A 21,682-nucleotide genomic window follows, 5' to 3' on the forward strand; every position below is an offset into this window, starting at 1 on the left:
GATGCCTCGCAACGCGGTACAAACCAGCCGATGCAAAATCGCTTCTTGCCCTATCTCCTGACCTTGCCCAGCCTGTTCCTGGCCGCCGTCGTCATCTTCTGGCCGGTCTGGGACCTGATCCAGATCTCGACGCATGACGTCAACCGTTTCGGCCAGCTGCGCGAGTTCAGCGGCCTTGCCAATTTCGCGGCACTCGCCGCCGATCCCGACTTCGTCACAGCACTCTGGCGCACCGGTCTATGGACCGTGCTGGTGGTTGGCGGCGCGCTGCTTTTGTCGGTGCCGGTGGCGATGATCCTCAACACCGATTTTTATGGCCGCGGCCTTGCCCGCGTCATCATCATGCTGCCCTGGGCGGTGTCGCTGACCATGACCGCGGTGGTCTGGCGCTGGGCGTTGAGCGGCGAAAGCGGCATGCTGAATTCGGCGCTGCTCGGGCTTGGCCTGATCGACCACAACATCCAGTGGCTGGCCAGCGCCGAGACGGCGTTCCCGATGCAGGTGCTGATCGGCATATTGGTGACGGTGCCGTTCACCACGACGATCTTCCTCGGCGGCCTGTCGTCGATCCCGGACGATCTCTACGAGGCGGCTGCGCTCGAAGGGGCAACGCCGCTGCAGCAGTTCCGCGAGATCACCTTTCCGCTGCTGAAACCGTTCATCAACATCGCCATCGTGCTCAACACCATCTACGTCTTCAATTCCTTCCCGATCATCTGGGTGATGACGCAGGGTGGGCCGGCCAACTCGACCGACATCCTGGTCACCCACCTCTACAAGCTCGCCTTCCGCATCGGTAAACTGGGCGAGGCGTCTGCGGTGTCGCTGGTGATGTTCGCCATATTGCTGGTCTTCACCATGATCTATGTGCGCCTCGCCATGCGGGAGCAGCGCGCATGACCAGCAAACTCAGACGCACCGTCATCGCCTGGCTGCTGCTGGCGCCTTTGATCGTGGTGACGATCTTTCCCTTTGCGGTGATGTTCCTCACCGCGGTCAAGCCAAGGCAGGAGGTGCTGTCGCCGACCTGGTGGCCGAGCGAGTTCCGCTGGTCGAATTTTGCCGACATGTGGGTGGCGACCGGCTTTGGCCAGGCGCTGGCGAATTCGCTCTATGTCTCGGTCATTGCCACGGTCGGCGCCATTCTCATCTCGGTGCCGGCGGCCTATGCCATGTCGCGCTTTCGCTTTGCCGGCTATGGCGCCTTCCGGCAGTTCCTGCTGATCTCGCAGATGATCTCGCCGATCGTGCTGGTGCTCGGCCTGTTCCGGCTGATGGCCGCCTGGGGGCTGGTCGAATCGACAACGGCGCTTGGCTTCATCTACATGGCCTTCAACGTCGCCTTCACCGTGTGGATGCTGCAGAGCTATTTCGACACCATCCCGCGCGATCTCGAGGAGGCGGCCTGGATGGAAGGTGCCGGCCGCTGGCTGACCCTGCGCAAAGTGTTCCTGCCGCTCTGCCTGCCGGCGATCGCGGTGACGGCGATCTTCACCTTCATCAACGCCTGGAACGAATTCGTCGTGGCGCTCACCATGTTGCGCAGCCAGGAAAGCTACACGCTGCCGATCCAGGTGTTCTCGCTGGTCGCCGGCCGCTACACGATCGAGTGGCATCACGTCATGGCGGCGACGCTGCTGGCGACATTGCCGGTGGCGATCCTGTTCATCTGGCTGCAGCGCTATCTCGTCCGCGGACTGGCGCTCGGGGCGGTCAAATAGCAATCCCAGCAAGTCCAGGAAAAGTGTGTAGCGGTTTTCCGCCCGGAATTGCGAAAAACAAAAAAGTCCACCACGGAGCTTTCATGCGCATCTTCACCGCCTCGCTGGCGACGGAAACCAACACCTTCTCGCCGGTGCCGACCGACCGGGCCTCGTTCGAGATGGCGTTCTATGCCGGGCCGGGCAAGCATCCGGAGACGCCGACCCTGTGCTCCTCGCCGATCGTCGCCTTGCGCCGGCGCGCGGCGAAAGAAGGCCTGACCGTGATCGAGGGCACCGCCACCTGGGCCGAGCCCGGCGGTCTGGTGCAGCGGCAGACTTTTGAGGCGCTGCGCGACGAAATTCTCGGTCAGCTCAAGGCGGCACTGCCGGTCGATGCCGTCATCCTCGGCCTGCACGGCGCCATGGTGGCGCAAGGCTATGACGATTGCGAGGGCGATCTGCTGGAACGTGTGCGGGCGATCGTCGGGCCCGGCGTGGTGATCGCCTCGGAGTTCGATCCGCACAGCCATCTGACGCCGAAGCGCGTGGCGGCGTCCGATGTCATGGCCTATTTCCTCGAATTCCCGCACACCGACTTTTACGAACGCGGCGAGCATGTCGTCGAGCTTGGGCTGGCGGCCGCGCGCGGCGAGATCAAGCCCGTCATCTCGACCTTCGACTGCCGCATGATCCAGGTGTTGCCGACCAGCCGCGAGCCGATGCGCTCCTTCGTTGACCGCATCAAGGCGCTGCACGGCAAGGATGGCGTGCTGTCGGTTTCGGTCATCCACGGTTTCATGGCCGCCGATGTGCCGGAAATGGGCACGCGCATCCTCGTCGTCACCGACAATGACAAGGCCAAGGGCGATGCTCTGGCGGAGCGGCTGGGACGCGAACTCTACGAACTGCGCGAAAAGACGGCGATGACGATGCTGGATACCGCTGACGGCATCGACCGGGCGCTGGCCGTGCGCGCCAAGACTTCGGGCAAGCCGGTGGTGATCGCCGACATCTGGGACAATCCCGGCGGCGGCGTTGCCGGTGACGGCACGGTGGTGCTGCGCGCCATGCTGGAACGTGGCCTGAACAATGTCGGAGTGGCGACGATCTGGGATCCGATCGCCGTGACCTTCTGTCAGGCGGCGGGCGAGGGTGCCGTCATCGACCTGCGCTTCGGCGGCAAGGCTGGGCCATTGGCCGGCGAGCCGATCGACGCCCGCGTCAAGGTGCTGAAGGCCGTTGCCGAGGGCTGGCAGAGTTTCGGACCGAGCCGGGTGACGCTCGGGCCGACCGCGCTGGTCCGCATCGAAGGCACCGAGGTCGACATCATCCTCAACACCAACCGAACGCAGACCTTCGAGCCAGATATTTTTTCCAACATCGGCGTCGATCCGATGGCCAAGGATATCTTGCTGATCAAGTCGACCAACCATTTCTACGCCGGCTTCGAGCCGATCGCCGCCGAGATCATCTATGTCACGGCGCCGAGTTCGTACCCCAGCAATCCGGCGGTGACCGATTACAAGAAGCTGACGCGGCCGGTCTGGCCGCGGGTGGCGGATCCTTGGAAGCTGCCGATCTCCCCCACGAGGGGGGAGATCGGCTAATCACACCAATCCCCGCTTCACCATCATCGCTTCCGGCGAAGGCATCTTGCCGCGAAACGCGGTGTAAAGCTCTTCCGGATCCTTCGAGCCGCCAGCGGCGTAGATGTTCTTCCTCAGCCGTTCGGCCAGCGCCGGGTTGAAGGGATCGCCGGTCTCCTCGAAGGCGGCGAAGGCGTCGGCGTCGAGCACTTCCGACCACATGTAGGAATAGTAGCCGGCCGAATAGCCGTCGCCCGAAAAGACATGGCCGAAATGCGGGGTGCGGTGGCGCATCGCGATGGTGTCGGGCATGTCGAGCTTATCGAGCGTTTCGGCTTCGAAACGAAGCGGCTCCGCCGGAGCGTCGGGCCGAGCGTGATAGGCCATGTCCATCAAGGCGGAGGACGTGAATTCGACCGTGGCGAAGCCGGCGCCAAAAGTGCGCGTCGCCAGCATCTTGTTGAGCAGCGCCTTCGGCATCGGCTTGCCGGTCTTGACATGCAGCGCGTGCTTTTCCAGCACCGCCGGCACCGTCAGCCAGTGTTCGTAGAGCTGCGAGGGCAGTTCGACGAAATCGCGGCTGACAGACGTGCCGGCAACCGACGGCCAGGTGACGTCGGTCAGCATGCCGTGCAGCGCATGGCCGAATTCGTGGAACAGGGTTTTGGCCTCGTCGACCGACAGCAATGCCGGTTCGCCGGCCGGCGGCTTGGCGAAGTTCATGATGTTGTAGATCACCGGCTTCGAGCCGCGGCCAAGCTTGTAACCGGACTTCAGCGCGCTCATCCAGGCGCCGGAACGCTTTGAGGGCCGCGCGAAATAATCGGCGAGGAACAGGCCGCGCTCGCTGCCATCGGCATTTTTCACCACGAAGACGCGCGCGTCGGGGTGCCAGGCGGCAATGCCTTTTTTCTCCTCGAAGGTGATGCCGAAGAGTTTGGTCGCCACATCGAAGCAGGCGTCGATGACGCGGTCGAGCTGCAGATACGGCTTCAACTCCGCCTCGTCGAAAGCGAATTTTTCCGCGCGCAGCTTCTCCTGGTAGAAGCGCCAGTCCCAAGCGGCGAATTTTTCATTGCTGCCGGCTTCCGTCGCCAGCCGCTCCAACTCCTTCTGGTCGGCGGCGGCCTTTTCCAGCGCCTTTTCCCAGACCGGGTCGAGCAGGTCGTGCACCGCCTTCGGTGTCTTGGCCATGGTGTCGTCGAGCTTCAGCGCGGCGAAGGAGGCGTAGCCGAGCAGCTTGGCCTTTTCGGCCCGCAGCTTCAGCATGTCGCGCACAACGGACGTATTGTCGGTGGCGCCGCCATTCTGGCCGCGCATGGTGAAGGCACGGAAGGCGATCTCGCGCAGGTCGCGGCGTTCCGAAAAGGTCGTGAACGGCTCGTAGATCGAGCGCGACAAAGTGACGGCGTAGCGGCCTTTCTGGCCGCGCATCTCGGCCGCCTCGGCCATAGAACTCTTCACGAAATCAGGCAGGCCGGCAAGGTCGACCTCGTCGAGGAACAGCGCCCAGTCGCGTTCGTCGGCGAGCACGTTCTGGCCGAAGCTGGTGCCGAGCGACGACAGATCCTCGCTGATTTTTGCCAGCCGCTTCTTGCCCTCGGCGTCGAGCTTGGCGCCGGAGCGGACAAAACCCTTCCAGGTCTTCTCCAGCACCCGCAAGGTCTCGGCGTCGAGGCTGAGGCTCTCGCGGCGCTGGTAGAGGTCGTCGATGCGGGCAAACAGCTTCTCGTTCATAGAGATCGCCGAGAAGTGTCTGGACATTTTTGGCGAAATGTCGCGCTCCAGCGCCTGGATGGTCTCGTTGGTGTGGGCGCCGGCGCGGCACCAGAAGATCGACGAGACATGATCGAGCGCCTCGCCGCCGAGTTCCAGCGCGGCAAGCGTGTTCTCGATGGTAGGCGCATCCTTGTTGTCGGTGATCGCATCGATCTCCGCCTCATGCGATTTCAGTGCCGCATCGAAAACAGGGGAGAAATCGTCGTCGCCAATATGGGCAAAGTCGGGCAGGCCGAGCGGCCCTTGCCACGCGGTCAGCGGATGGGCGGCGAGGTCGACGGCTTTCGTGGAGGGCATGGAGGGTCTTTCGCTGGGATCAAGAAGGAGGGCGTCACCGATGTAGGGCGCGGTCCGCAGGCCCGCAATATGGCAGTTGGCCGGTCCGCCTCAATAGCCCTCGCAGTTTTCGGCGATTGCCGCCTGCGAGCTGGCGGTGATGTGGTTGTCGGCCACGGCGAAGGTTTCCTGCATCAGCATGTCATTGTCGGGGAAATCGTAGCAGGCGATCACCGTGGTGACGCCGCCCTCGCTCTTCTCGACGCGGTGGCGGATCGCTGCACCCGCAACGGCACCTTTCCATTCGTCGAGCGAGGCGATGAATTCCTGCTTGCTTTGGACGATGCCGAGGTCATCGAGCTTGATACGGACATCGTCGGCGAGCAGGTCGGCGAGTTCGGTGCGGTCGGCGACCAGCAGCGCCGAATACCAGCGGCTGATGATGGCGCGATCATCGGCGCGGGCGGCAATAATCGCTACCAGCACTGCGGCGGCCGTGAAAACGACCGACCGGACGTTCATCACTTGGCGCGCCTTGCCGTTCATTCCAGCACCGGCCGCTCGAAATCGCCGGTCTCCTTGTTCATCACCCAGAGCTCGCCGGTCGAGATGTCGAACCAGGCCCCGTGCAGCGACAGCCGCCCCTTGCCCTCGAGGATCGAGACACAGGGAAAGGTCCTGAGGTTGGCGATGGAATAGCGGATCGAAATGCGTTCAAGTGCCGTCTGGCGCTCCGCTGCCGTCATGAAGGTGCTGGACGAGACGGTTTCGGCGGCAGGCGCGATCAGGCTCATCCATTTGCCGATGAAATCGCCGGGAGACAGCGGCGCGGCATTGGGGTCGAGCGCGGCGCGGATGCCGCCGCAGCGGCCGTGGCCCATGACGACGATGTTCTTGACCTTGAGGCTCTGCACCGCGAATTCGAGCGCGGCCGAGGTCGAATGGAACTCGCCGTCCGGCTCGTAGGGCGGCACCAGATTGCCGACATTGCGCAGCACGAAGAGTTCGCCTGGCCCGGCGTCGAAGATCGCTTCGGGGGCCGCGCGCGAATCGCAGCAGGCGACGATCATGGTTTCCGGGGCCTGCCCCTCTCGGGCGAGCTCGCGATAGCGGCCGCTCTCGGTGAGATAGCGGCCATTCATGAAATTGCGGTAGCCGGCGAGGAGGTGGTCGGGAAGATGAGGCATGGGCGGCTAGGGCCTTTCCGGGGTTGGAGGCGGCAGCTCGTTGCGGTCGAGAAAGGCTCTAACGGCAAAAGCCCGTCACGAGCAATGCAGAATTGTGGGGGGCTGGCCATAAATGCCATGCGCGAAAGCGGGACGGCCGCAGACACTGTCATGCCCAGATGGCGACCGGTATGCCAAAACCGTCGGCGCGTGGCGGGTCCGGAAACGGCCTGGCCGTGCCGCCGGCGATGCGGCCGGCGATCAGCGTCATGACAGCCGCATCGAGGAAATCATCGGCGGCCGCACCGCGCGGCGGCGGCTGGTCGAGGAAGCCCATGTCATAGCCGTGCCGGCAAAGCAGCGCCTTGCGCTCCGCCATGCCGGCCGGACTGACGCTGCCCTTGATCTTCTTGGGCAACTGCATCGCCTGATCGCCATTCAGACGGCAGAAGGCGACTTCCGGGTGCGATTCGAAGACGCGGCCGCGCAGATCGGGGCGTGCGATCAGCAATGTGTCGATCTCGCGGATTTTCGAAAAGATGCCGAAGGCCTGGATCGAAACGCCGCGTGGCGGATCGGATGTGGCCTTGGCCACGTCGCTCGCCCGGCGGTGCGCGGCATACCAGGCCTCGAGCGTGGTGAAATCGCTGGTGTCGGCATAGAGCGCGGCGCGGGACGGGATCGAAAAGACGCTGGACTGGCGTGCGCCGAGTAGCGGTCGCACCAGCGCTTCCGGTCCACGCCCACCTTTGCTTGAAAACTCCGGCAGGCCGATCGGCATATCGACGGCGAAAACCGCATCGTCTGGATTTGCCGAAAGCAGCGCCGCGAAACTGTCGAAGACCTCGACGCAGGGCGTTGAGCCGGCGTCGCGCCGCACGGCGATCCAGCCGGCCTTGCAGCCGTCGGCGCCGACCAGCACAACCCCGGCCGAGGTCACGCCCGGCGGTCCCGCCCCGGATGCGTGAGGTGGCGCAGCTGCACCATCGCCATCGGGTGCGACAGGCTCTGCGCGTCGGTTTCGAGCTGCAACTCGTCGCCGCCGCGTTTTGCGGTGCGCGCCAGGATCTCGTAAACCGCCGCCGTGGTCGACTGCAGCGCCTTGATCGGCGGCTGGCCGGAAAGGATGCGGGCGAGGTAGACGGCCGCCGTCAGATCGCCCAGGCCGTTCGGCGGCTTGTCGATCAGGCGGTGTTCGGCGAGCAGCGCCTGGGTGCCGTCGAGCAGCAGATTGCCTGTGCCGCCAATCATCATCGACTGTGCCGAGGTCACCAGCATGGTTGACGGTCCAGCATGCAGTGCCGCCGAGATCACCGATTTCAAATCGGGCAGTGGCGCGCCGGCCATCCATTCCAGCTCGTAGCGGTTGGGGGTAGCGATATCGGCGATCGGCATCAGCCGGTCGCGCATGGCGGCGGCGGTGGGCTCGGGCACATAGAGGCCACCTGAATCGCCCATCACCGGATCACAGATATAGACGGCGTCAGGCGTCCTGGCCTTGACGGCGGCGACCAGCGAGGCGACGGCCTCGGCCTGGCCGGCCTCGCCGAGATAGCCCGACAGCACGGCGCCGACCTCGCCCAGCCATGGCGCGCGCTCGAGATCGGCCATCAGCGCCTTGAACTGGTCGAGCGGCGGCACGATGCGCGTCGCCCGGCCATGGCCGGGATGCCAGGGCAGGATGACCGTCGGCACCGCCCAGACTGGAAAGCCGAGTGTCTCCAGCGCGAAGACTGCGGCACGGTTGCCGACCGAGCCGCGGGCGACATGGCTGGAAATGACGATGACCGCACGCGGCGCGTCGGGTTTTTCGGCGCTCATTGTTTTTTGATTCCTAGCTGCCCCGGGTGAGGAAAAGCACGAGCCAGACCATCAGGCCCAGCGCCAGAAGCAGGCCGAGTATCCTGCCAATGCGCGTACCCCAGACCTCGATCGGGTCGGTGCGGTCGGCGTCGGTGGCGGCGACATGGTCGCGTACGCCTTTCGTCGTCCGCGCCACGAAGGAGGTGCCGGCCGGATCGGTCTCCTGCGCGACGCGCTCGAGGATACGGCGCGATTCCCTGTCGCTGTCTTGGCGATCCGCCATGATGATGTCCCGTTTTGACCGGACCTTATCGCGTTCGCGCGGCCAATCACAGGGCCTTGCGAGGCGCGGGGCGATCCGGGTCGGCAGTTGCCGTCCGTGGCCGTTTTCTTGCGCGCTGATTGTGGTAATGCTTCGCATGCAACTTCTACCGAGGGACCCCATCATGCTTGCCCAGCGCCTTGCTCGACCATCGACATTCCGCACGCTGCCCGCCTTCCTGATGATGGCAATCGTGCTGCCGCTGCTTGCCGGCTGTGGCTACAACACGATCCCGACAGCGGAGGAAAACGCCAAGGCGGCCTGGAGCGAGGTGCTGAACCAGTACCAGCGCCGCGCCGACCTCATCCCCAATCTGGTCGAGACGGTCAAAGGCTATGCCTCGCATGAAAAGGACACGCTCGACGCGGTGGTCGAGGCGCGCGCCAAGGCAACGCAGATCACGGTGACGCCGGAAACGCTGAAGGATCCCGAAGCCCTCAAGAAGTTCCAGGATGCCCAGGCCGGGCTGACCAGCGCGCTGTCGCGGCTGATCGCGGTCTCGGAAGCCTATCCCGACCTCAAGGCCAACCAGAATTTCCTGGCGCTGCAGGCGCAGCTCGAGGGCACCGAGAACCGCATCGCGGTGGCGCGGCGCGACTACATCCAGGCGGTCAGGGACTACAACCTCACTCTGAAGACGTTCCCGTCGGTGCTGTGGGCGACCTTCTGGTTCCGCAGCAACGAGCCTTTCGCCAATTTCACCGTCGACGAAGACAAGATGCAGCCGCCGAAGGTCGATTTCGGCACGAAGCAGGGCGGGTGATAGCCAGGGTCAACCGTCGTGATCTTGCGGGCCGATGAGGGACGGCGATTGGGTCGCCTTGTCGCCGTTGTGCTCTTCGTCCTGGCGCTTCCGTTTGCGGCCATCGCCGCGGACCTGCCGGCGCTCACCGGCCGCGTCGTCGATAATGCCGGCATCATCGATGCCGGGATCAAGGCGGCGCTGACGCAGAAGCTCGCCGACTTCGAGACAAAGGGTTCCGACCAGATCGTCGTCGCCACCATTCCCAGCCTCGACGGCGAGGAGATCGAGCCCTATGCCAACCGGCTGTTCCGCTTCTGGAAGCTTGGCCAGGCCAAAGAGAATAACGGCGTGTTGCTGCTGGTCGCGCCGAACGACCGCAAGATGCGCATCGAGGTCGGCTATGGGCTGGAAGGCACGCTGACCGACCTGCACACCAAGCTGATCATCGAAAACGACATGGTGCCGGCCTTCCGCGCCGGCGATTTCTCCGGCGGCATCTCGAAGGCCGTCGACGACATGGTCATGGTGCTGGAAGGCAATCCGGAGGAGCTGGTGGCGCGCGGCGAGCGCAACCAGCAGCCGCCGATCAACACCGACAATCTGTTCTTCGCGGTGTTCATCGGCATCTGGGCGATCATCTTCTTCGGCGGCATCGCCGCCTCGATCCTGCCGCCGATTTTCGGCCAGAAGCTCGGGCCCGGGCGCTATCGCTGGCTTGGCATGACCTTCGAGCCCGGACGCCGCTCGTCAAGTGGCGGCTGGTCTTCTGGAAGTTCCGGCGGTGGCTGGTCTTCGGGCGGCGGTGGTGGTGGCTTTTCCGGCGGCGGCGGCTCGTCCGGCGGTGGCGGCTCCTCGGGAAGCTGGTGACGGCATGACGACACGCACCATCAGCCCGTTGAGGCCTGGCCATTTCAACCCGGCGATCCATGCTCTCCTGGCCGCTTTGGCGCTGCTTTTGTCCTGCTTCGCGGCTTTCGCCGCTGAGTTGCCGGCGCTTACGGGCCGGGTCGTCGACAATGCCGGCATCATCGATGCCGCGACCAAGGCGGCACTGACGCAGAAGCTTGCCGATTTCGAGAAAAAGGGTTCCGACCAGATCGTCGTCGCGACGATTCCCAGCCTCGATGGTGAGGAGATTGAACCCTACGCCAACCGGCTGTTCCGCTTCTGGAAGCTCGGCCAGGCGGGTGAAAACAACGGTGTGCTGCTGCTGGTGGCCAAGAACGATCGCAAGATGCGCATCGAAGTAGGCTACGGGCTCGAAGGCACGCTGACCGACCTGCACACCAAGCTGATCATCGAAAACGACATGGTGCCGGCGTTCCGCGCCGGCGATTTCTCCGGCGGCATCTCGAAGGCCGTCGACGACATGGTCATGGTGCTGGAGGGCAATCCGGAGGAGCTGGAAGCGCGCGGCAAGCGCAATCCCGCCGACAGCAGCACTCCCATGGACCCTATCGTTACGATTTTCCTGATCCTGTGGGCGACGATGTTCTTCGGCGGCCTGGCAATGGCATTCCTGCCGCCGATGTTTGGCACGAAGCTGTCACCGGGCGTGTATAGATGGCTGGGCATGACGTTTCGTTACGGCCGCGGGCCAAGCGGATCGTCCTCGGGCTCCAGTGGCTGGACAACGGGTTCGTCGGGTGGCGGCTGGTCGTCGGGAAGCTCGAGCAGTGGCTGGTCGTCCGGGTCGAGCAGTGGCGGCGGCGGGTTTTCGGGCGGCGGCGGCTCGTCCGGTGGTGGCGGTTCTTCAGGAAGCTGGTGAGACAAGATCATGGTAACACGACCGATCAGCCCCGAAGACCACGAGCGCATCGCCGACGCGATCCGCGCCGCCGAGGCCAAAACCGATGGCGAGATCTACTGTGTCGTCGCCCATGCCAGCGATGGCTATTTCGCCCCCGCCGCCTTGATGGCGACGCTTGGCATGCTGGTCGTCAGCCTCGCCGTCGCCTACGGGCTGGAGGCATGGTGGCTCACCATCCGCCTGCCGCATTTCGTCATCGCTCAATTGCTGGCGCTGGCCTGCGTGCTGGCCCTGTTGTGGGCGTTGCCCGGCCTGCGCATCCATATGGTGCCACGGCGGCTGCGCTATCAAGCCGCGCACGCCAATGCGATCAAGCAGTTCCTCGCCCGCAACGTCCACCGCACCACGGCGCGCACCGGCGTGCTGATCTTCGTCTCGATCGCCGAGCGCTACGCCGAGGTGGTCGCCGATTCGGGTATCGACGCCAAGGTCGGCCAGCATGTCTGGGACGGCGTGGTGCGTGATCTCACCGCCCATGCCGGCGACGACCGGCTCGCCGACGGCTTCGTCAAGGCGATCGAGCAGGTGGGCGCGGTGCTGGCCGAGCATTTCCCGGTCACCTCGGGCGATACCAACGAACTCGACGACCATCTGGTCGAAATTTGAGAACCCGCCTCTAGACGCTCACTTGTCCGGCCCGTTTTCAGACGGGCTCTGCCCAATGTCGGCAATGTCAGGATCGGCTGTGAGAAAGCGGTCGGCGGGCCGCCCGGACTCTTGCAATCGGCCGGTGCGGGTTTATGGTTAACAAATCATGAATACGCTGACGATCGACATCCGGAAAGCCGACCCGCGCGACGCTGGCGCCATCGCCGAAGTGCACCTGGAAGCCTGGCGCGGCGCCTATGCCGGCATCATTCCGCACCGCACGCTGACATCGATGATCAATCGTCGCGGCGCCGACTGGTGGGCGAATGCGATTCGCCGCGCCGCCACCGTTCTGGTCGTCGAAATCGGCGGCACGATCGCCGGCTATGCGACGATCGGCAAGAACCGTGCCCGGGAACTCAAGCAGCAAGGCGAGATCTACGAATTGTACCTGCGCCCGGAATACCAGGGCATCGGTCTCGGCCGTCGCCTGTTTTCGGCAGCCAGGGCGCGGCTCGCCGACCATGGCCTGAAGGGCATGGTGGTCTGGGCACTGGAAGACAACCAGAACGCACTGGCCTTCTATGCCGGCGCCGGCGGCCGAGACGTCGCCGAGGGTGTCGAGATCTTCGAACAAAAAGCGCTGAAGAAGGTCGCCTTCGTCTGGGAATGACAGCCCGGGGATGATCGTGGACCGCAAGGCCGGTACGCGGTGCGTATCCCAGTGAAATCACGACGCTGAAACATCTTGTGCGGATGATTGAACGCATCGGATGGCATCGCGTCTCGCCTGACGTCTGTGAATACCATTCGCCGCATTGCGCCATTCTGCGCCGCCCGCTATCTCCTCCCCATCGAGAGAGGGACAAAACCATGCGCATTGAAGCCATAGCCATCGGAAAGAATCCGCCTGAGGACATCAACGTCATCATCGAGGTGCCGATCGGCGGCGAGCCGATCAAGTATGAGATGGACAAGGAGGCCGGCACGCTGTTTGTCGACCGCTTCCTGCACACCTCGATGCGTTATCCCGGCAATTACGGCTTCGTGCCGCACACGCTGTCGGGCGATGGCGATCCGATCGACGTGCTGGTCTGCAACACGCGCGCACTGGTGCCGGGCTGCGTCATCAATGTCAGGCCGATCGGTGTGCTGGTGATGGAAGACAATGCCGGTCAGGACGAGAAGGTCATCGCGGTTCCGTCACCGAAGCTGACGCTGCGCTACGAGAACGTCACCGAATACACGCATCTGCCCGAGATTACCCGTCAGCAGGTGCAGCACTTCTTCGAGCACTACAAGGATCTCGAACCCGGCAAATGGGTCAAGATCGAAGGCTGGCACGATTCCAAATATGCCAAGAAGATGATCGTCGACGCGATCGAACGGGCGAAGAAGAGCAAGTAACTCGGCTTCGTCATCCTCGGGCTTGACCCGAGGATCCATGCCGTGACGCTAGCCGAAGTACGCAGCGGCACAGAATTCTGCGCCGTTGCGGCAGTATTTATGTCGCGGCATGGATCCCGGGGTCTGCGCCGCGTCGCTGCGCTCCTTGCTTCGCCCCAGGATTGTTTGAGCAGGATTGGGTAGTGTGGCGGCCGGGACTGCGGCCCATCACAACCGGCAGTCCCGGCGGCAGGCGACCGTCCCTGGGATCGGGCAACACCCGACGTCATCATGGTCCCTGCCGTCTTTGTCCGCCATCGCTTGGAGAGTTGATTGGCCGCTGGCTTGCGCCACGCCCGCAAACAATCCGAAGCCTTAGAAGGATACCACCAGCATGGCCTTCTTGCATCAACAACCGAGCCTGTGCCTCGGCCTCGATATCGCCAAGGACACCATCACCGCCGCCGACGGCACCACCACCCAAGTCATCGACAACCAGCGACGCACGATCCGCGCCTTCCTCAAGAGCCACAAACAGGCCGATCTCGTGGTCTGCGAACCGACCGGTGGCCATGAGAGCCTGCTGCTCGAAGAGTGCCTGCGCGCCGGCATCGCCTGCCATCGCGCCGACACGCTCAAGGTCAAGAGCTTCATCCGCTCCTACGGCACGCACGGTAAGAGCGATGCCATCGATGCCGCCATGTTGAGAGCCTACGGTCGCGAACGCTGGGAAAAGCTGACCCTTTGGCAAGCCCCGGACCCCGACGAGACCCGCTTGCGCGCCCTGGTGCGCCGCCGCCAGGAACTCATCGCCATCAAGATCGCAGAGAAGAACCGCGCCAAGGCACCTGGTGGCCGCGAGCTCGCTGCCTCCTTCGAGGCCGTGATCAAAGTCGTCGAGCGTCAGATCCAAGCCATCGATGCAGCCATGCGCGAGCTGATCGCCGGTAGCAGCGCCCTCAAGCATCGAGCCGCCATCTGCACGGCCATGGACAGTCTCGGCCCGATCGTGACCGCCAAGCTGCTGGCCATCTTGCCCGAGCTCGGCACCATGACACGCCGAAAGGCTGCAGCCCTTGCAGGGCTCGCGCCTCATCCAAACGACAGCGGACAAAAGCAAGGCTACCGCAAAATCCGCGGCGGACGACCGGAAATCAGGAGCATCCTCTACATGCCCGCATTGCACGCCGCTGCCGGAAGGGGCGAGTTCGCCACCTTCTACAAACGCCTCATCACCAACGGCAAAAAGCCAATGGTGGCCATCGCTGCAGTCATGCGAAAAATCGTCGTCACCCTAAACGCCAGGCTCAGAGACGCCACCATTCCTCAGAGTTGATGACGAAGCTGCGGGGCGCTGTCCTCAATCTCCAACGTGCTCAGTTATCCACCCGACCGAAGGGCGGCACATTGCCGATGACGGTGTGCCGGTCCTTGCCGCAGGCGAAGGTTCGCGCTTTCTCGTCGGCGAGTTTTCGCGCCTGGTCGTTGGCTTGTGGGTTGCCGGTGGCCAACACGAGACCGACGGTGCAGCTTTCTCGCGCATCCATCTGACCGACCTTGGCGACGAGCAGCACGTCGGTCGATTTGCTCTCGTCCTCGCCATTGCTGATCGTACGGCGGTGGATGACCGCGAAGGGCACGGCCTTGTCGCCATTGGTTTCGATGCGCCATTCGACCTTGGCTCCGGACGAATTGAAGCCTGAAAAACTCTCCCAGACGGACGTCATGTCGCCGCCGGGCGGAAAGCCGTAGAACAGCGATTCGCGGGCGTCGTCATGGGCGATCAGCACGGGATAAGCCGCGATAGCCCGAACAGGCGAGATCGGCCCAGTCGCCATCGCCCTCATCGGCCTGCGCGTAGGTCACGCAGTCCTTCTTGGAGTCGAGATCAGTATAGGCGCTCGATATGTCGCCGGCATGGGCCGCCTGACACAGGCCGGCGAGGGCAAGCGGGATCAGAATGGCACGCATGACGGACACCTCCGGTTCGGGCCGGAGCAGCGTACTGCCAATCGCTATTTCTTCAAGCTCGCTTCGATCAGGAGGTCGGCGTTGCGGGCGACCGACTGCGCCGGACCGCCGAGGCCGAACAGCTGGCCGCTGATATAGGCGCCTTCGATCAAAAGCAGCAGCCCGTCACCCAGCGTGTCGGCGTCTTGTGCGCCCATCGCGGCGGCCATGGCGCGCAGCCGGCGGCGCAGTTCCTGCTTGTTGGCCTCGCTGACGACGCGGGCCGGATGGCTATGTTCGGGATATTCGACCGCCGCATTGGTCATGCCGCAGCCGCGATAATCCGCCACTTGCGTGCGCTTGCCGATGCGGGTCAGGAAAGCCTTGATCTGTGCGCGCGGGTCGCCGGGATGGGCGTTCACCGCCTCGTCGAAACGCTCCCAATATTCAAGATCGTATTGCCGGAGATAGGAAGCGGCCAGCTCATCCTTGGAGGGAAAGCTGCGATAGAGGCTGGGCTTGGTGACGCCGGCGCGCTTGACGATCTCGTCGACACCGATCGCCCTGATACCCCGTCGATAAAACAGGTCATAGGCGACGTCGAGGATCTTCTTGGCGGCCTTCGGTGGCGCCGATGCATGACCGTCGCTGATGGTCAGTTCAATATTTTTGTCCGTTGGCATCATGTGACTCGATTGACGTGTACCGATCGGTACGTATACATGTTCCCACCCTGCAACGTACCGGTCAGTAACATGATAGCTCAATCCCGTCCCTTTGGCCAGCGCTACGCTTTCGTCGTGGTCGGCGTCATCTTCCTCTGCCTGCTGGTCGCGGCCGGGCTTCGTTCGGCACCCTCGGTCATGATGCTGCCGCTCGAAAACAGCTTCGGTTGGCGGCGCGACGTCATCTCGCTGGCCGCCGGCGTCGGCATCCTGCTCTATGGTCTCACCGGTCCGTTCGCCGCCGCGCTGATGGAAAGGATCGGGTTGCGCCGCACGCTGCTTGCCTCGCTGGTGATCATGTCGGGCTCGACGGCGCTCAGCCTTTTGATGACCAAGCCCTGGCACCTCTTCATCACCTGGGGCGTCTTCTCCGGCATCGGCTCCGGCGCCGTCGCCAGCGTGCTTGGCGCCACCATCGTCAATCGCTGGTTCAAGACCAATCGCGGTCTCGTCATGGGGCTGATGTCGGCCTCCAGCGCGTCGGGCATGCTGGTGTTCCTGCCGCTGATCGCCGCCTTGGCGCAATCGGGTGGCTGGCAGCCGGTTGTCATTGCGGTCGCGGTCGCCACGGCAGCTATGATACCGTTGGTCTGGCTGCTGGTGCCGGAGCGGCCGGCCTCGATCGGCATGGTGCGCTACGGCGCCGAGGCCGACGACGTGCCGCCGACATCGCCGGCATCGCAAGGAAATTTCCTGGCGCACACGCTCAACACGCTGCGCCGCGCCGCCGGTACAAGGGTGTTCTGGTACCTGTTCGCCACCTTCTTCGTCTGCGGCTTCACCACCAACGGTCTGGTCGGCACGCATCTGATCGCCTTCTGCGGCGACATGGGCATCGGCGAGGTGCAGGCGGCCGGCCTGCTGTCGATGATGGGCATTTTCGACCTGATCGGCACGACGCTGTCGGGCTGGCTCACCGACCGCTTCGATCCGCGCAAGCTGCTCGGCGTCTATTACGCCATCCGCGGCCTGTCGCTGATCTACCTGCCTTATTCCGGCTTCTCAGCGACCAGCCTGATCATCTTCGCCGTGCTCTACGGCCTCGACTGGATCGCCACCGTGCCGCCGACGCTCAGGCTCGCCAACGAGGCGTTCGGCGACCGCAGCGGGCCGATCGTGTTCGGCTGGATCGTCGCCGGCCATCAGGTGGGTGCTGCGACGGCCGCCGCTTTCGGCGGCACCATGCGCGAGCTGCAGGGCAATTACGAGTTGGCCTTCCTGATCGCCGGCATGACGGCCATCGCGGCGGCCTGTATCTCGCTGCTGATCAACACCAGCCGGCCGGTTTTCGATCCGGAACCGCAGGCCGCATAGGACGGGACGAGCTCTATAATCTCCCCCTCGAGGGGGAGATGTCGCCGAAGGCGATAGAGGGGGCCCTCGCGCGTGAAGTGCTGACCTCCTGCGCCTGCGATAATGAGCTGAGCCTGGTCGAACCGACCCCCTCTGGCCTGCCGGCCATCTCCCCCTCGAGGAGGGAGATTAGCAGCTTCGACCTCGCCGCTAGTTCTGCGATGCGATTCTCAGTCCGGGTAGCAGACCATCGGAATGTTCGGCCACACTGCGGTGTCGCAGTTGGCGCTGGCTTGTCTCTGCTTGAAGGCGGTGCTGACCGGTCCCGTCACCATCGGGTCAACGCCATCAGGCGCATCGGCAAAGGCCTGTTCGGCGGTCTGGGTGTCGGACTGCGCAACAGCGCGCGCGCCCTTCTGCGTCGCGGCAGCCGACTGTGCGGCGTTGGCCGCCAGCAGCAAGGCAAAGGCCACCGAAGCGATGAGTGGCCAAAATCGGTTGAGTTTGTCGGTCATGATGGTCGAACTGTCCGGGACCTCAAAAGGTTCCCGCCTTGGTTAACAAAATCATCTCACACGCAGATGCTTAAGATTTGATGAGTATTTGGTGTCGCGCGTCCTCTTTCGCAACTGCGAAAAACCCTGTATGAGCCGCGCAACCGAAAGAGGCAGCGCCTTTGGCCTGCTGCCTGCAACGCTTCCGAGACCAGAACATGAAAATCCGTAATATCGCGATCATCGCGCACGTCGACCATGGAAAAACCACCCTCGTCGACCAATTGCTGCGGCAATCCGGCTCCTTCCGCGACAATCAGCGCGTCGCCGAACGTGCCATGGATTCCAACGACCTCGAAAAAGAACGCGGCATCACCATCCTGGCCAAGGCGACTTCGGTCGACTGGAAGGACACGCGCATCAACATCGTCGACACGCCCGGCCACGCCGATTTCGGCGGCGAGGTCGAACGCATCCTGTCGATGGTGGATTCGGCCATCGTGTTGGTCGACGCCGCCGAAGGGCCGATGCCGCAGACCAAGTTCGTCGTCGGCAAGGCGCTCAAGGTCGGCCTGAAGCCGATCGTCGTCATCAACAAGATCGACCGTCCGGACGCTAGGCATGTCGAGGTGGTCAACGAGGTGTTCGATCTGTTCGCAGCGCTCGACGCTACCGACGACCAGCTCGATTTCCCAATTCTCTACGGTTCGGGCCGCGATGGCTGGGTCTCCGAGAACCCGGAGGGCCCGAAGGATCAGGGCCTGGCGCCGCTGTTCGACCTCGTCATCAAGCATGTGCCGGAGCCGACGGTTCATCCCGGCCCGTTCCGCATGATCGGCACCATCCTGGAAGCCAACCCCTTCCTCGGCCGCATCATCACCGGTCGCATCGAGAGCGGCACGCTGAAGTCGAACCAAGCGGTCAAGGTGCTGCACCATGACGGTACCCAGATCGAAACCGGCCGCATTTCCAAGATACTTGCCTTCCGTGGCCTTGAGCGCCAGCCGATCGAGGAAGCGCAGGCGGGCGACATCGTCGCCATCGCCGGCCTGTCCAAGGGCACCGTCGCCGACACGTTCTGCGATCTGGCGGTGACCGAGGCGCTGCATGCGCAGCCGATCGATCCGCCGACCGTGACCATGTCCTTCCTCGTCAACGACAGCCCGCTCGCCGGCACCGAAGGCGACAAGGTGACCAGCCGCGTCATCCGCGACCGCCTCCTGCGCGAGGCCGAAGGCAATGTCGCGCTGAAGATCGAGGAATCGCCCGACAAGGATTCGTTCTTCGTCTCCGGCCGCGGCGAATTGCAGCTGGCCGTGCTGATCGAGACGATGCGCCGCGAAGGTTTTGAAATCGCCGTGTCGCGTCCGCGCGTCGTCATGCAGAAGGGCGAGAACGGCGAATTGCTGGAGCCGGTCGAGGAAGTCGTCATCGACGTCGACGAGGAGCATGCCGGCATCGTCGTGCAGAAGATGTCGGAGCGGAAGGCCGAGATGGTGGAACTGCGTCCCTCCGGCGGCAACCGCCAGCGCATCGTCTTCCACGCGCCGACACGCGGCCTGATCGGCTACCAGTCGGAACTGTTGACCGACACGCGCGGCACCGCCGTGATGAACCGCCTCTTCCACGCCTATGAGCCCTACAAGGGCGAATTGCCGGGCCGCACCAATGGCGTGCTGATCTCCAACGAACAGGGCGAGGCCGTGGCCTACGCCATGTGGAACCTGGAAGACCGCGGCCCGATGGTCATCGATCCGGGCGTCAAGGTCTATCAGGGCATGATCATCGGCATTCACTCCCGTGACAACGATCTTGAGGTCAATGTCCTGAAGGGGAAAAAACTGACCAACATCCGCGCCGCTGGCAAGGACGAGGCGGTCAAGCTCACCCCGCCGATCCGCATGACGCTGGAGCGCGCGCTGGCCTGGATCCAGGACGACGAGCTGGTCGAGGTGACGCCGAAGACCATCCGCCTGCGCAAGCTCTATCTCGATCCGAACGAGCGCAAGCGTTTCGAGAAGTCGGCCAAGGTGGTCGGCGCGGCGTAATTTTCTGACTTCTGATTGCGTATGAGAGGGGCGGAGCACCTGATGCTTCGCCCCTCTTTCGTTCAGCCGCCGGCCGCGCAGATGATGGCTTCGTGATCCGGCTCGCCGGCCAGGTCGAAGCGGATCGTTGTTCTGGCGTGGGCCGGCTTGCGCAGGGCTTTGGCGCCGTCTGGATCGATGACCAGCAGGCGCCGCTCCTCCAGCGCCTGAAGCCGCGAGCGCGAAATGCCGAGCTCATTGGCAAGCAAGCGGTCGAGCCGGAGCGATGTCGGCATTTCGAGCCCAAGCTGGAGTTCCAGGGCCGCTGCGCTTTCCCCGGCGCCGCCAAGCAAGCGCTTTTGCACGGCGACATCGGCAAACTTCTCGACACGCCCCACCTGGTTGCGCAAGGCGACGATGTCGAAGGCATGGCGCCGAGCCAGTCCCGGGTCGTTGCTCTCGAGTGCCTGCAGCAGCGCCGGTTCGATATCGCGGCGGTTGCAGCGTTCGAAAATGCCGAAATTCCAGGAATTGTCGCAGTCGACGCAGCGATAGATCAGCCAGACGTCGATGCGCTTGCCGTTGGCGTTGACGCGGAATTTTCCGCTGCAGCGATAGGCCTTCACGCCGCCGCAGCGATTGCAGTTGATGAGTGGTTGAGGTGCGATTGCAGGCGTGATCGCCCAGTGGATACGCAGAGTAGAAGACATGCCGGTAAGCCCTTCCCGTCGGGAAGTTCATCAGGTCGGCATGATTGAGATGCCCGTACGGGCGCGGCGTGGCGGTAGGCTGCGGAGATTGTGAAGTCAGGTGTCGCTGGCGGAAAGCGCGCGACAGCGGTTCAGCAGTGCCAAACCGGTCTCGAACCGCCGCCCAGAGGAACACATGAACATAAAACAGGCACCACGAACGCGGCGCCATGCAGGTGTGTCGGGGGAGTTGACGAGACCGGCGGTTACTGAGGCAAAATGAAGCTCGAAATTGTTTCGCGGCGGGTCTTCTAGCCGTAGCCAATGGGGACTGCAAGGGTGCCAGTGGCTTCAGACGAATGATGGCTTCCAACTGGCCTGGAGACGACCAATTGTCGAGGCGACGACGCCGGCGATCGGTGCTTGTGACATGTCCAGCGCGAAATTACCGTCGGCTCCAGACACTTGCGATCACCCTTCTGATGACGCTGGTACCCAAGGGGGGTATGCTCTCTATGTCTTCAATGGTCCGCAAGACCGAATAATGATCGATCTTTTCGGAGTAACGTCCTGGTTCGATTCCAGCTCCGTAGAATATAGTAAATATATGATTCTCTGTATGGTAGTCGTCTTCATCGAAAGTCACTATCAAAAGGCTGTTGTTTTTCTTCGACCATGCGGCGTAGCCTCCAAGGCGATTTTTCAACCAAGTGTCAGCCGCCTCTATTGTGCCGTCATGCATGTCATTTTCGAGATTGGGGATCACGAAACTGACGGATGGTAGCTTCGCGTAGTCGCAAGGGAGGTGGGCAAGAGACTTCTCAAATCCCTTCGCGTCGGCAAACGATTCCCAGGGATTATGTTTTCGCGGCGATCCGGCTTCGACGTAGCCCGTAAATGTCTTGCCGTGAGCCCGAAGACGAGCGGCCAGGTTCGGCGCTGCAAAGCTGTGCATGCCATCGTCATGGACGCCTTGTGTCAAGCCGCTGAACAGCGCGAAGTAATTGGGTTGGCTGGGATGAGCGACCCCATAGGATCGATCGAACAGGGCGCCGCCTTTTGCCAACCTATTCAGATAGGGAGCAGCTCGTCCCGCCAGTGAAATCTGCTCAAAGCTGTGGTTCTCCATGATCACGACAACGACGTGATCGTACTTCGGCGGCTTCCTCGACGATGCTACGGCCTGGGGCGCTCCGCTCAGCGCCATGCTGGCTACCAGGACAGCCAGCATGAAGAACCGTCCGACGACCGTGCGCCAACTTTGCACAACCACGAAAACTCCTCCTCCCGCCTGCTCGGCAAGATCGACCTGACTGCAAGTCAGGCATGGCAGTCAAGGG

The 21,682-nt window shown here is 63.4% G+C and carries 22 protein-coding genes and 1 pseudogene; 12 read left to right on the plus strand and 11 right to left on the minus strand.

Annotated features, from left to right (window positions below):
* Positions 1-30 precede the first annotated feature (30 nt).
* From DBIPINDM_RS19045 to DBIPINDM_RS19055, 3 genes are all read left to right on the plus strand, one after another.
* Positions 31-900: a carbohydrate ABC transporter permease gene (locus DBIPINDM_RS19045; RefSeq protein WP_258588681.1), complete on the plus strand. Its 870-nt coding sequence runs from the start codon at positions 31-33 to the stop codon at positions 898-900.
* Positions 897-1,721, plus strand: a complete 825-nt coding sequence (locus DBIPINDM_RS19050) for a carbohydrate ABC transporter permease (protein WP_258588682.1) — start codon at positions 897-899, stop codon at positions 1,719-1,721. Before DBIPINDM_RS19045 ends, DBIPINDM_RS19050 begins: the two co-directional genes overlap by 4 nt.
* 83 nt (positions 1,722-1,804) lie before the next feature.
* Positions 1,805-3,310 carry a M81 family metallopeptidase gene (locus DBIPINDM_RS19055; protein ID WP_258588683.1) on the plus strand — a complete coding sequence of 502 codons (1,506 nt, stop codon included), beginning with the start codon at positions 1,805-1,807 and terminating at the stop codon, positions 3,308-3,310.
* Here the strand turns inward: DBIPINDM_RS19055 and DBIPINDM_RS19060 are convergent, their stop codons facing one another.
* From DBIPINDM_RS19060 to DBIPINDM_RS19085, 6 genes are all read right to left on the minus strand, one after another.
* On the minus strand, positions 3,311-5,365 hold the full coding sequence (locus DBIPINDM_RS19060) for a M3 family metallopeptidase (RefSeq protein ID WP_258588684.1): 2,055 nt from the start codon (positions 5,363-5,365) through the stop codon (positions 3,311-3,313).
* Between the two features lie 90 nt (positions 5,366-5,455).
* Complete coding sequence (locus DBIPINDM_RS19065; protein WP_258588685.1) at positions 5,456-5,890, minus strand: nuclear transport factor 2 family protein; 435 nt, start codon at positions 5,888-5,890, stop codon at positions 5,456-5,458.
* Positions 5,887-6,531: a carbonic anhydrase gene (locus tag DBIPINDM_RS19070; protein ID WP_010912207.1), complete on the minus strand. Its 645-nt coding sequence runs from the start codon at positions 6,529-6,531 to the stop codon at positions 5,887-5,889. Before DBIPINDM_RS19070 ends, DBIPINDM_RS19065 begins: the two co-directional genes overlap by 4 nt.
* A 148-nt stretch (positions 6,532-6,679) precedes the next feature.
* On the minus strand, positions 6,680-7,450 hold the full coding sequence (locus tag DBIPINDM_RS19075) for a DUF429 domain-containing protein (protein WP_258588686.1): 771 nt from the start codon (positions 7,448-7,450) through the stop codon (positions 6,680-6,682).
* Positions 7,447-8,331 (minus strand): pyridoxal kinase PdxY, encoded by an 885-nt coding sequence (pdxY, locus tag DBIPINDM_RS19080; protein ID WP_095204323.1) that lies wholly within the window; start codon positions 8,329-8,331, stop codon positions 7,447-7,449. Before pdxY ends, DBIPINDM_RS19075 begins: the two co-directional genes overlap by 4 nt.
* Before the next feature lie 13 nt (positions 8,332-8,344).
* Positions 8,345-8,596, minus strand: coding sequence for a hypothetical protein (locus DBIPINDM_RS19085; protein WP_258588687.1), 252 nt, complete (start codon positions 8,594-8,596; stop codon positions 8,345-8,347).
* A 163-nt stretch (positions 8,597-8,759) separates the two neighbouring features.
* Here DBIPINDM_RS19085 and DBIPINDM_RS19090 point away from each other — a divergent pair, with 163 nt between their 5' ends.
* From DBIPINDM_RS19090 to DBIPINDM_RS19120, 7 genes are all read left to right on the plus strand, one after another.
* The gene (locus DBIPINDM_RS19090; RefSeq protein WP_115140015.1) at positions 8,760-9,398 is read left to right on the plus strand and encodes a LemA family protein; all 639 of its coding nucleotides are present in this window, start codon (positions 8,760-8,762) and stop codon (positions 9,396-9,398) included.
* 48 nt (positions 9,399-9,446) lie between these two features.
* Positions 9,447-10,247 carry a TPM domain-containing protein gene (locus tag DBIPINDM_RS19095; RefSeq protein ID WP_258588688.1) on the plus strand — a complete coding sequence of 267 codons (801 nt, stop codon included), beginning with the start codon at positions 9,447-9,449 and terminating at the stop codon, positions 10,245-10,247.
* Positions 10,248-10,251: 4 nt separating this feature from the next.
* Positions 10,252-11,148, plus strand: a complete 897-nt coding sequence (locus tag DBIPINDM_RS19100) for a TPM domain-containing protein (protein ID WP_258589299.1) — start codon at positions 10,252-10,254, stop codon at positions 11,146-11,148.
* A gap of 9 nt (positions 11,149-11,157) precedes the next feature.
* Positions 11,158-11,796, plus strand: coding sequence for a TPM domain-containing protein (locus DBIPINDM_RS19105; RefSeq protein WP_258588689.1), 639 nt, complete (start codon positions 11,158-11,160; stop codon positions 11,794-11,796).
* A 148-nt stretch (positions 11,797-11,944) separates the two neighbouring features.
* On the plus strand, positions 11,945-12,451 hold the full coding sequence (locus DBIPINDM_RS19110; protein WP_258588690.1) for a GNAT family N-acetyltransferase: 507 nt from the start codon (positions 11,945-11,947) through the stop codon (positions 12,449-12,451).
* Positions 12,452-12,651: 200 nt separating this feature from the next.
* On the plus strand, positions 12,652-13,185 hold the full coding sequence (gene ppa / locus DBIPINDM_RS19115) for an inorganic diphosphatase (RefSeq protein WP_095204318.1): 534 nt from the start codon (positions 12,652-12,654) through the stop codon (positions 13,183-13,185).
* A 373-nt stretch (positions 13,186-13,558) separates the two neighbouring features.
* Entirely contained in the window at positions 13,559-14,500 is a 942-nt protein-coding gene (locus tag DBIPINDM_RS19120; RefSeq protein WP_258581564.1) for an IS110 family transposase, read from the plus strand.
* A 40-nt stretch (positions 14,501-14,540) separates the two neighbouring features.
* On the opposite strand, the pseudogene DBIPINDM_RS19125 reads toward DBIPINDM_RS19120, so the two are convergent.
* Together DBIPINDM_RS19125 and DBIPINDM_RS19130 are read right to left on the minus strand one after the other, a co-directional pair.
* Positions 14,541-15,135: pseudogene (locus DBIPINDM_RS19125) on the minus strand (hypothetical protein).
* A gap of 44 nt (positions 15,136-15,179) precedes the next feature.
* On the minus strand, positions 15,180-15,797 hold the full coding sequence (locus DBIPINDM_RS19130) for a TetR/AcrR family transcriptional regulator (RefSeq protein WP_258588691.1): 618 nt from the start codon (positions 15,795-15,797) through the stop codon (positions 15,180-15,182).
* 72 nt (positions 15,798-15,869) lie between these two features.
* Here DBIPINDM_RS19130 and DBIPINDM_RS19135 point away from each other — a divergent pair, with 72 nt between their 5' ends.
* Positions 15,870-17,153, plus strand: coding sequence for an MFS transporter (locus tag DBIPINDM_RS19135; protein WP_258588692.1), 1,284 nt, complete (start codon positions 15,870-15,872; stop codon positions 17,151-17,153).
* Between the two features lie 209 nt (positions 17,154-17,362).
* Here DBIPINDM_RS19135 and DBIPINDM_RS19140 read toward each other — a convergent pair whose 3' ends face one another.
* Positions 17,363-17,647 carry a hypothetical protein gene (locus DBIPINDM_RS19140; RefSeq protein ID WP_258588693.1) on the minus strand — a complete coding sequence of 95 codons (285 nt, stop codon included), beginning with the start codon at positions 17,645-17,647 and terminating at the stop codon, positions 17,363-17,365.
* 197 nt (positions 17,648-17,844) lie between these two features.
* On the opposite strand from DBIPINDM_RS19140, the gene typA reads away from it, so the two are divergent.
* Complete coding sequence (typA, locus tag DBIPINDM_RS19145; RefSeq protein ID WP_258588694.1) at positions 17,845-19,674, plus strand: translational GTPase TypA; 1,830 nt, start codon at positions 17,845-17,847, stop codon at positions 19,672-19,674.
* A gap of 62 nt (positions 19,675-19,736) precedes the next feature.
* Here the strand turns inward: typA and DBIPINDM_RS19150 are convergent, their stop codons facing one another.
* A complete protein-coding gene (locus tag DBIPINDM_RS19150; protein ID WP_258588695.1) occupies positions 19,737-20,363 on the minus strand; it encodes a DUF1062 domain-containing protein in 627 nt (208 codons plus the stop codon).
* A gap of 424 nt (positions 20,364-20,787) precedes the next feature.
* Complete coding sequence (locus DBIPINDM_RS19155) at positions 20,788-21,615, minus strand: alkaline phosphatase family protein (RefSeq protein ID WP_258588696.1); 828 nt, start codon at positions 21,613-21,615, stop codon at positions 20,788-20,790.
* Between the last annotated feature and the right edge of the window lie 67 nt (positions 21,616-21,682).

This window comes from Mesorhizobium sp. AR02 (assembly GCF_024746835.1).
GTDB lineage: Bacteria > Pseudomonadota > Alphaproteobacteria > Rhizobiales > Rhizobiaceae > Mesorhizobium.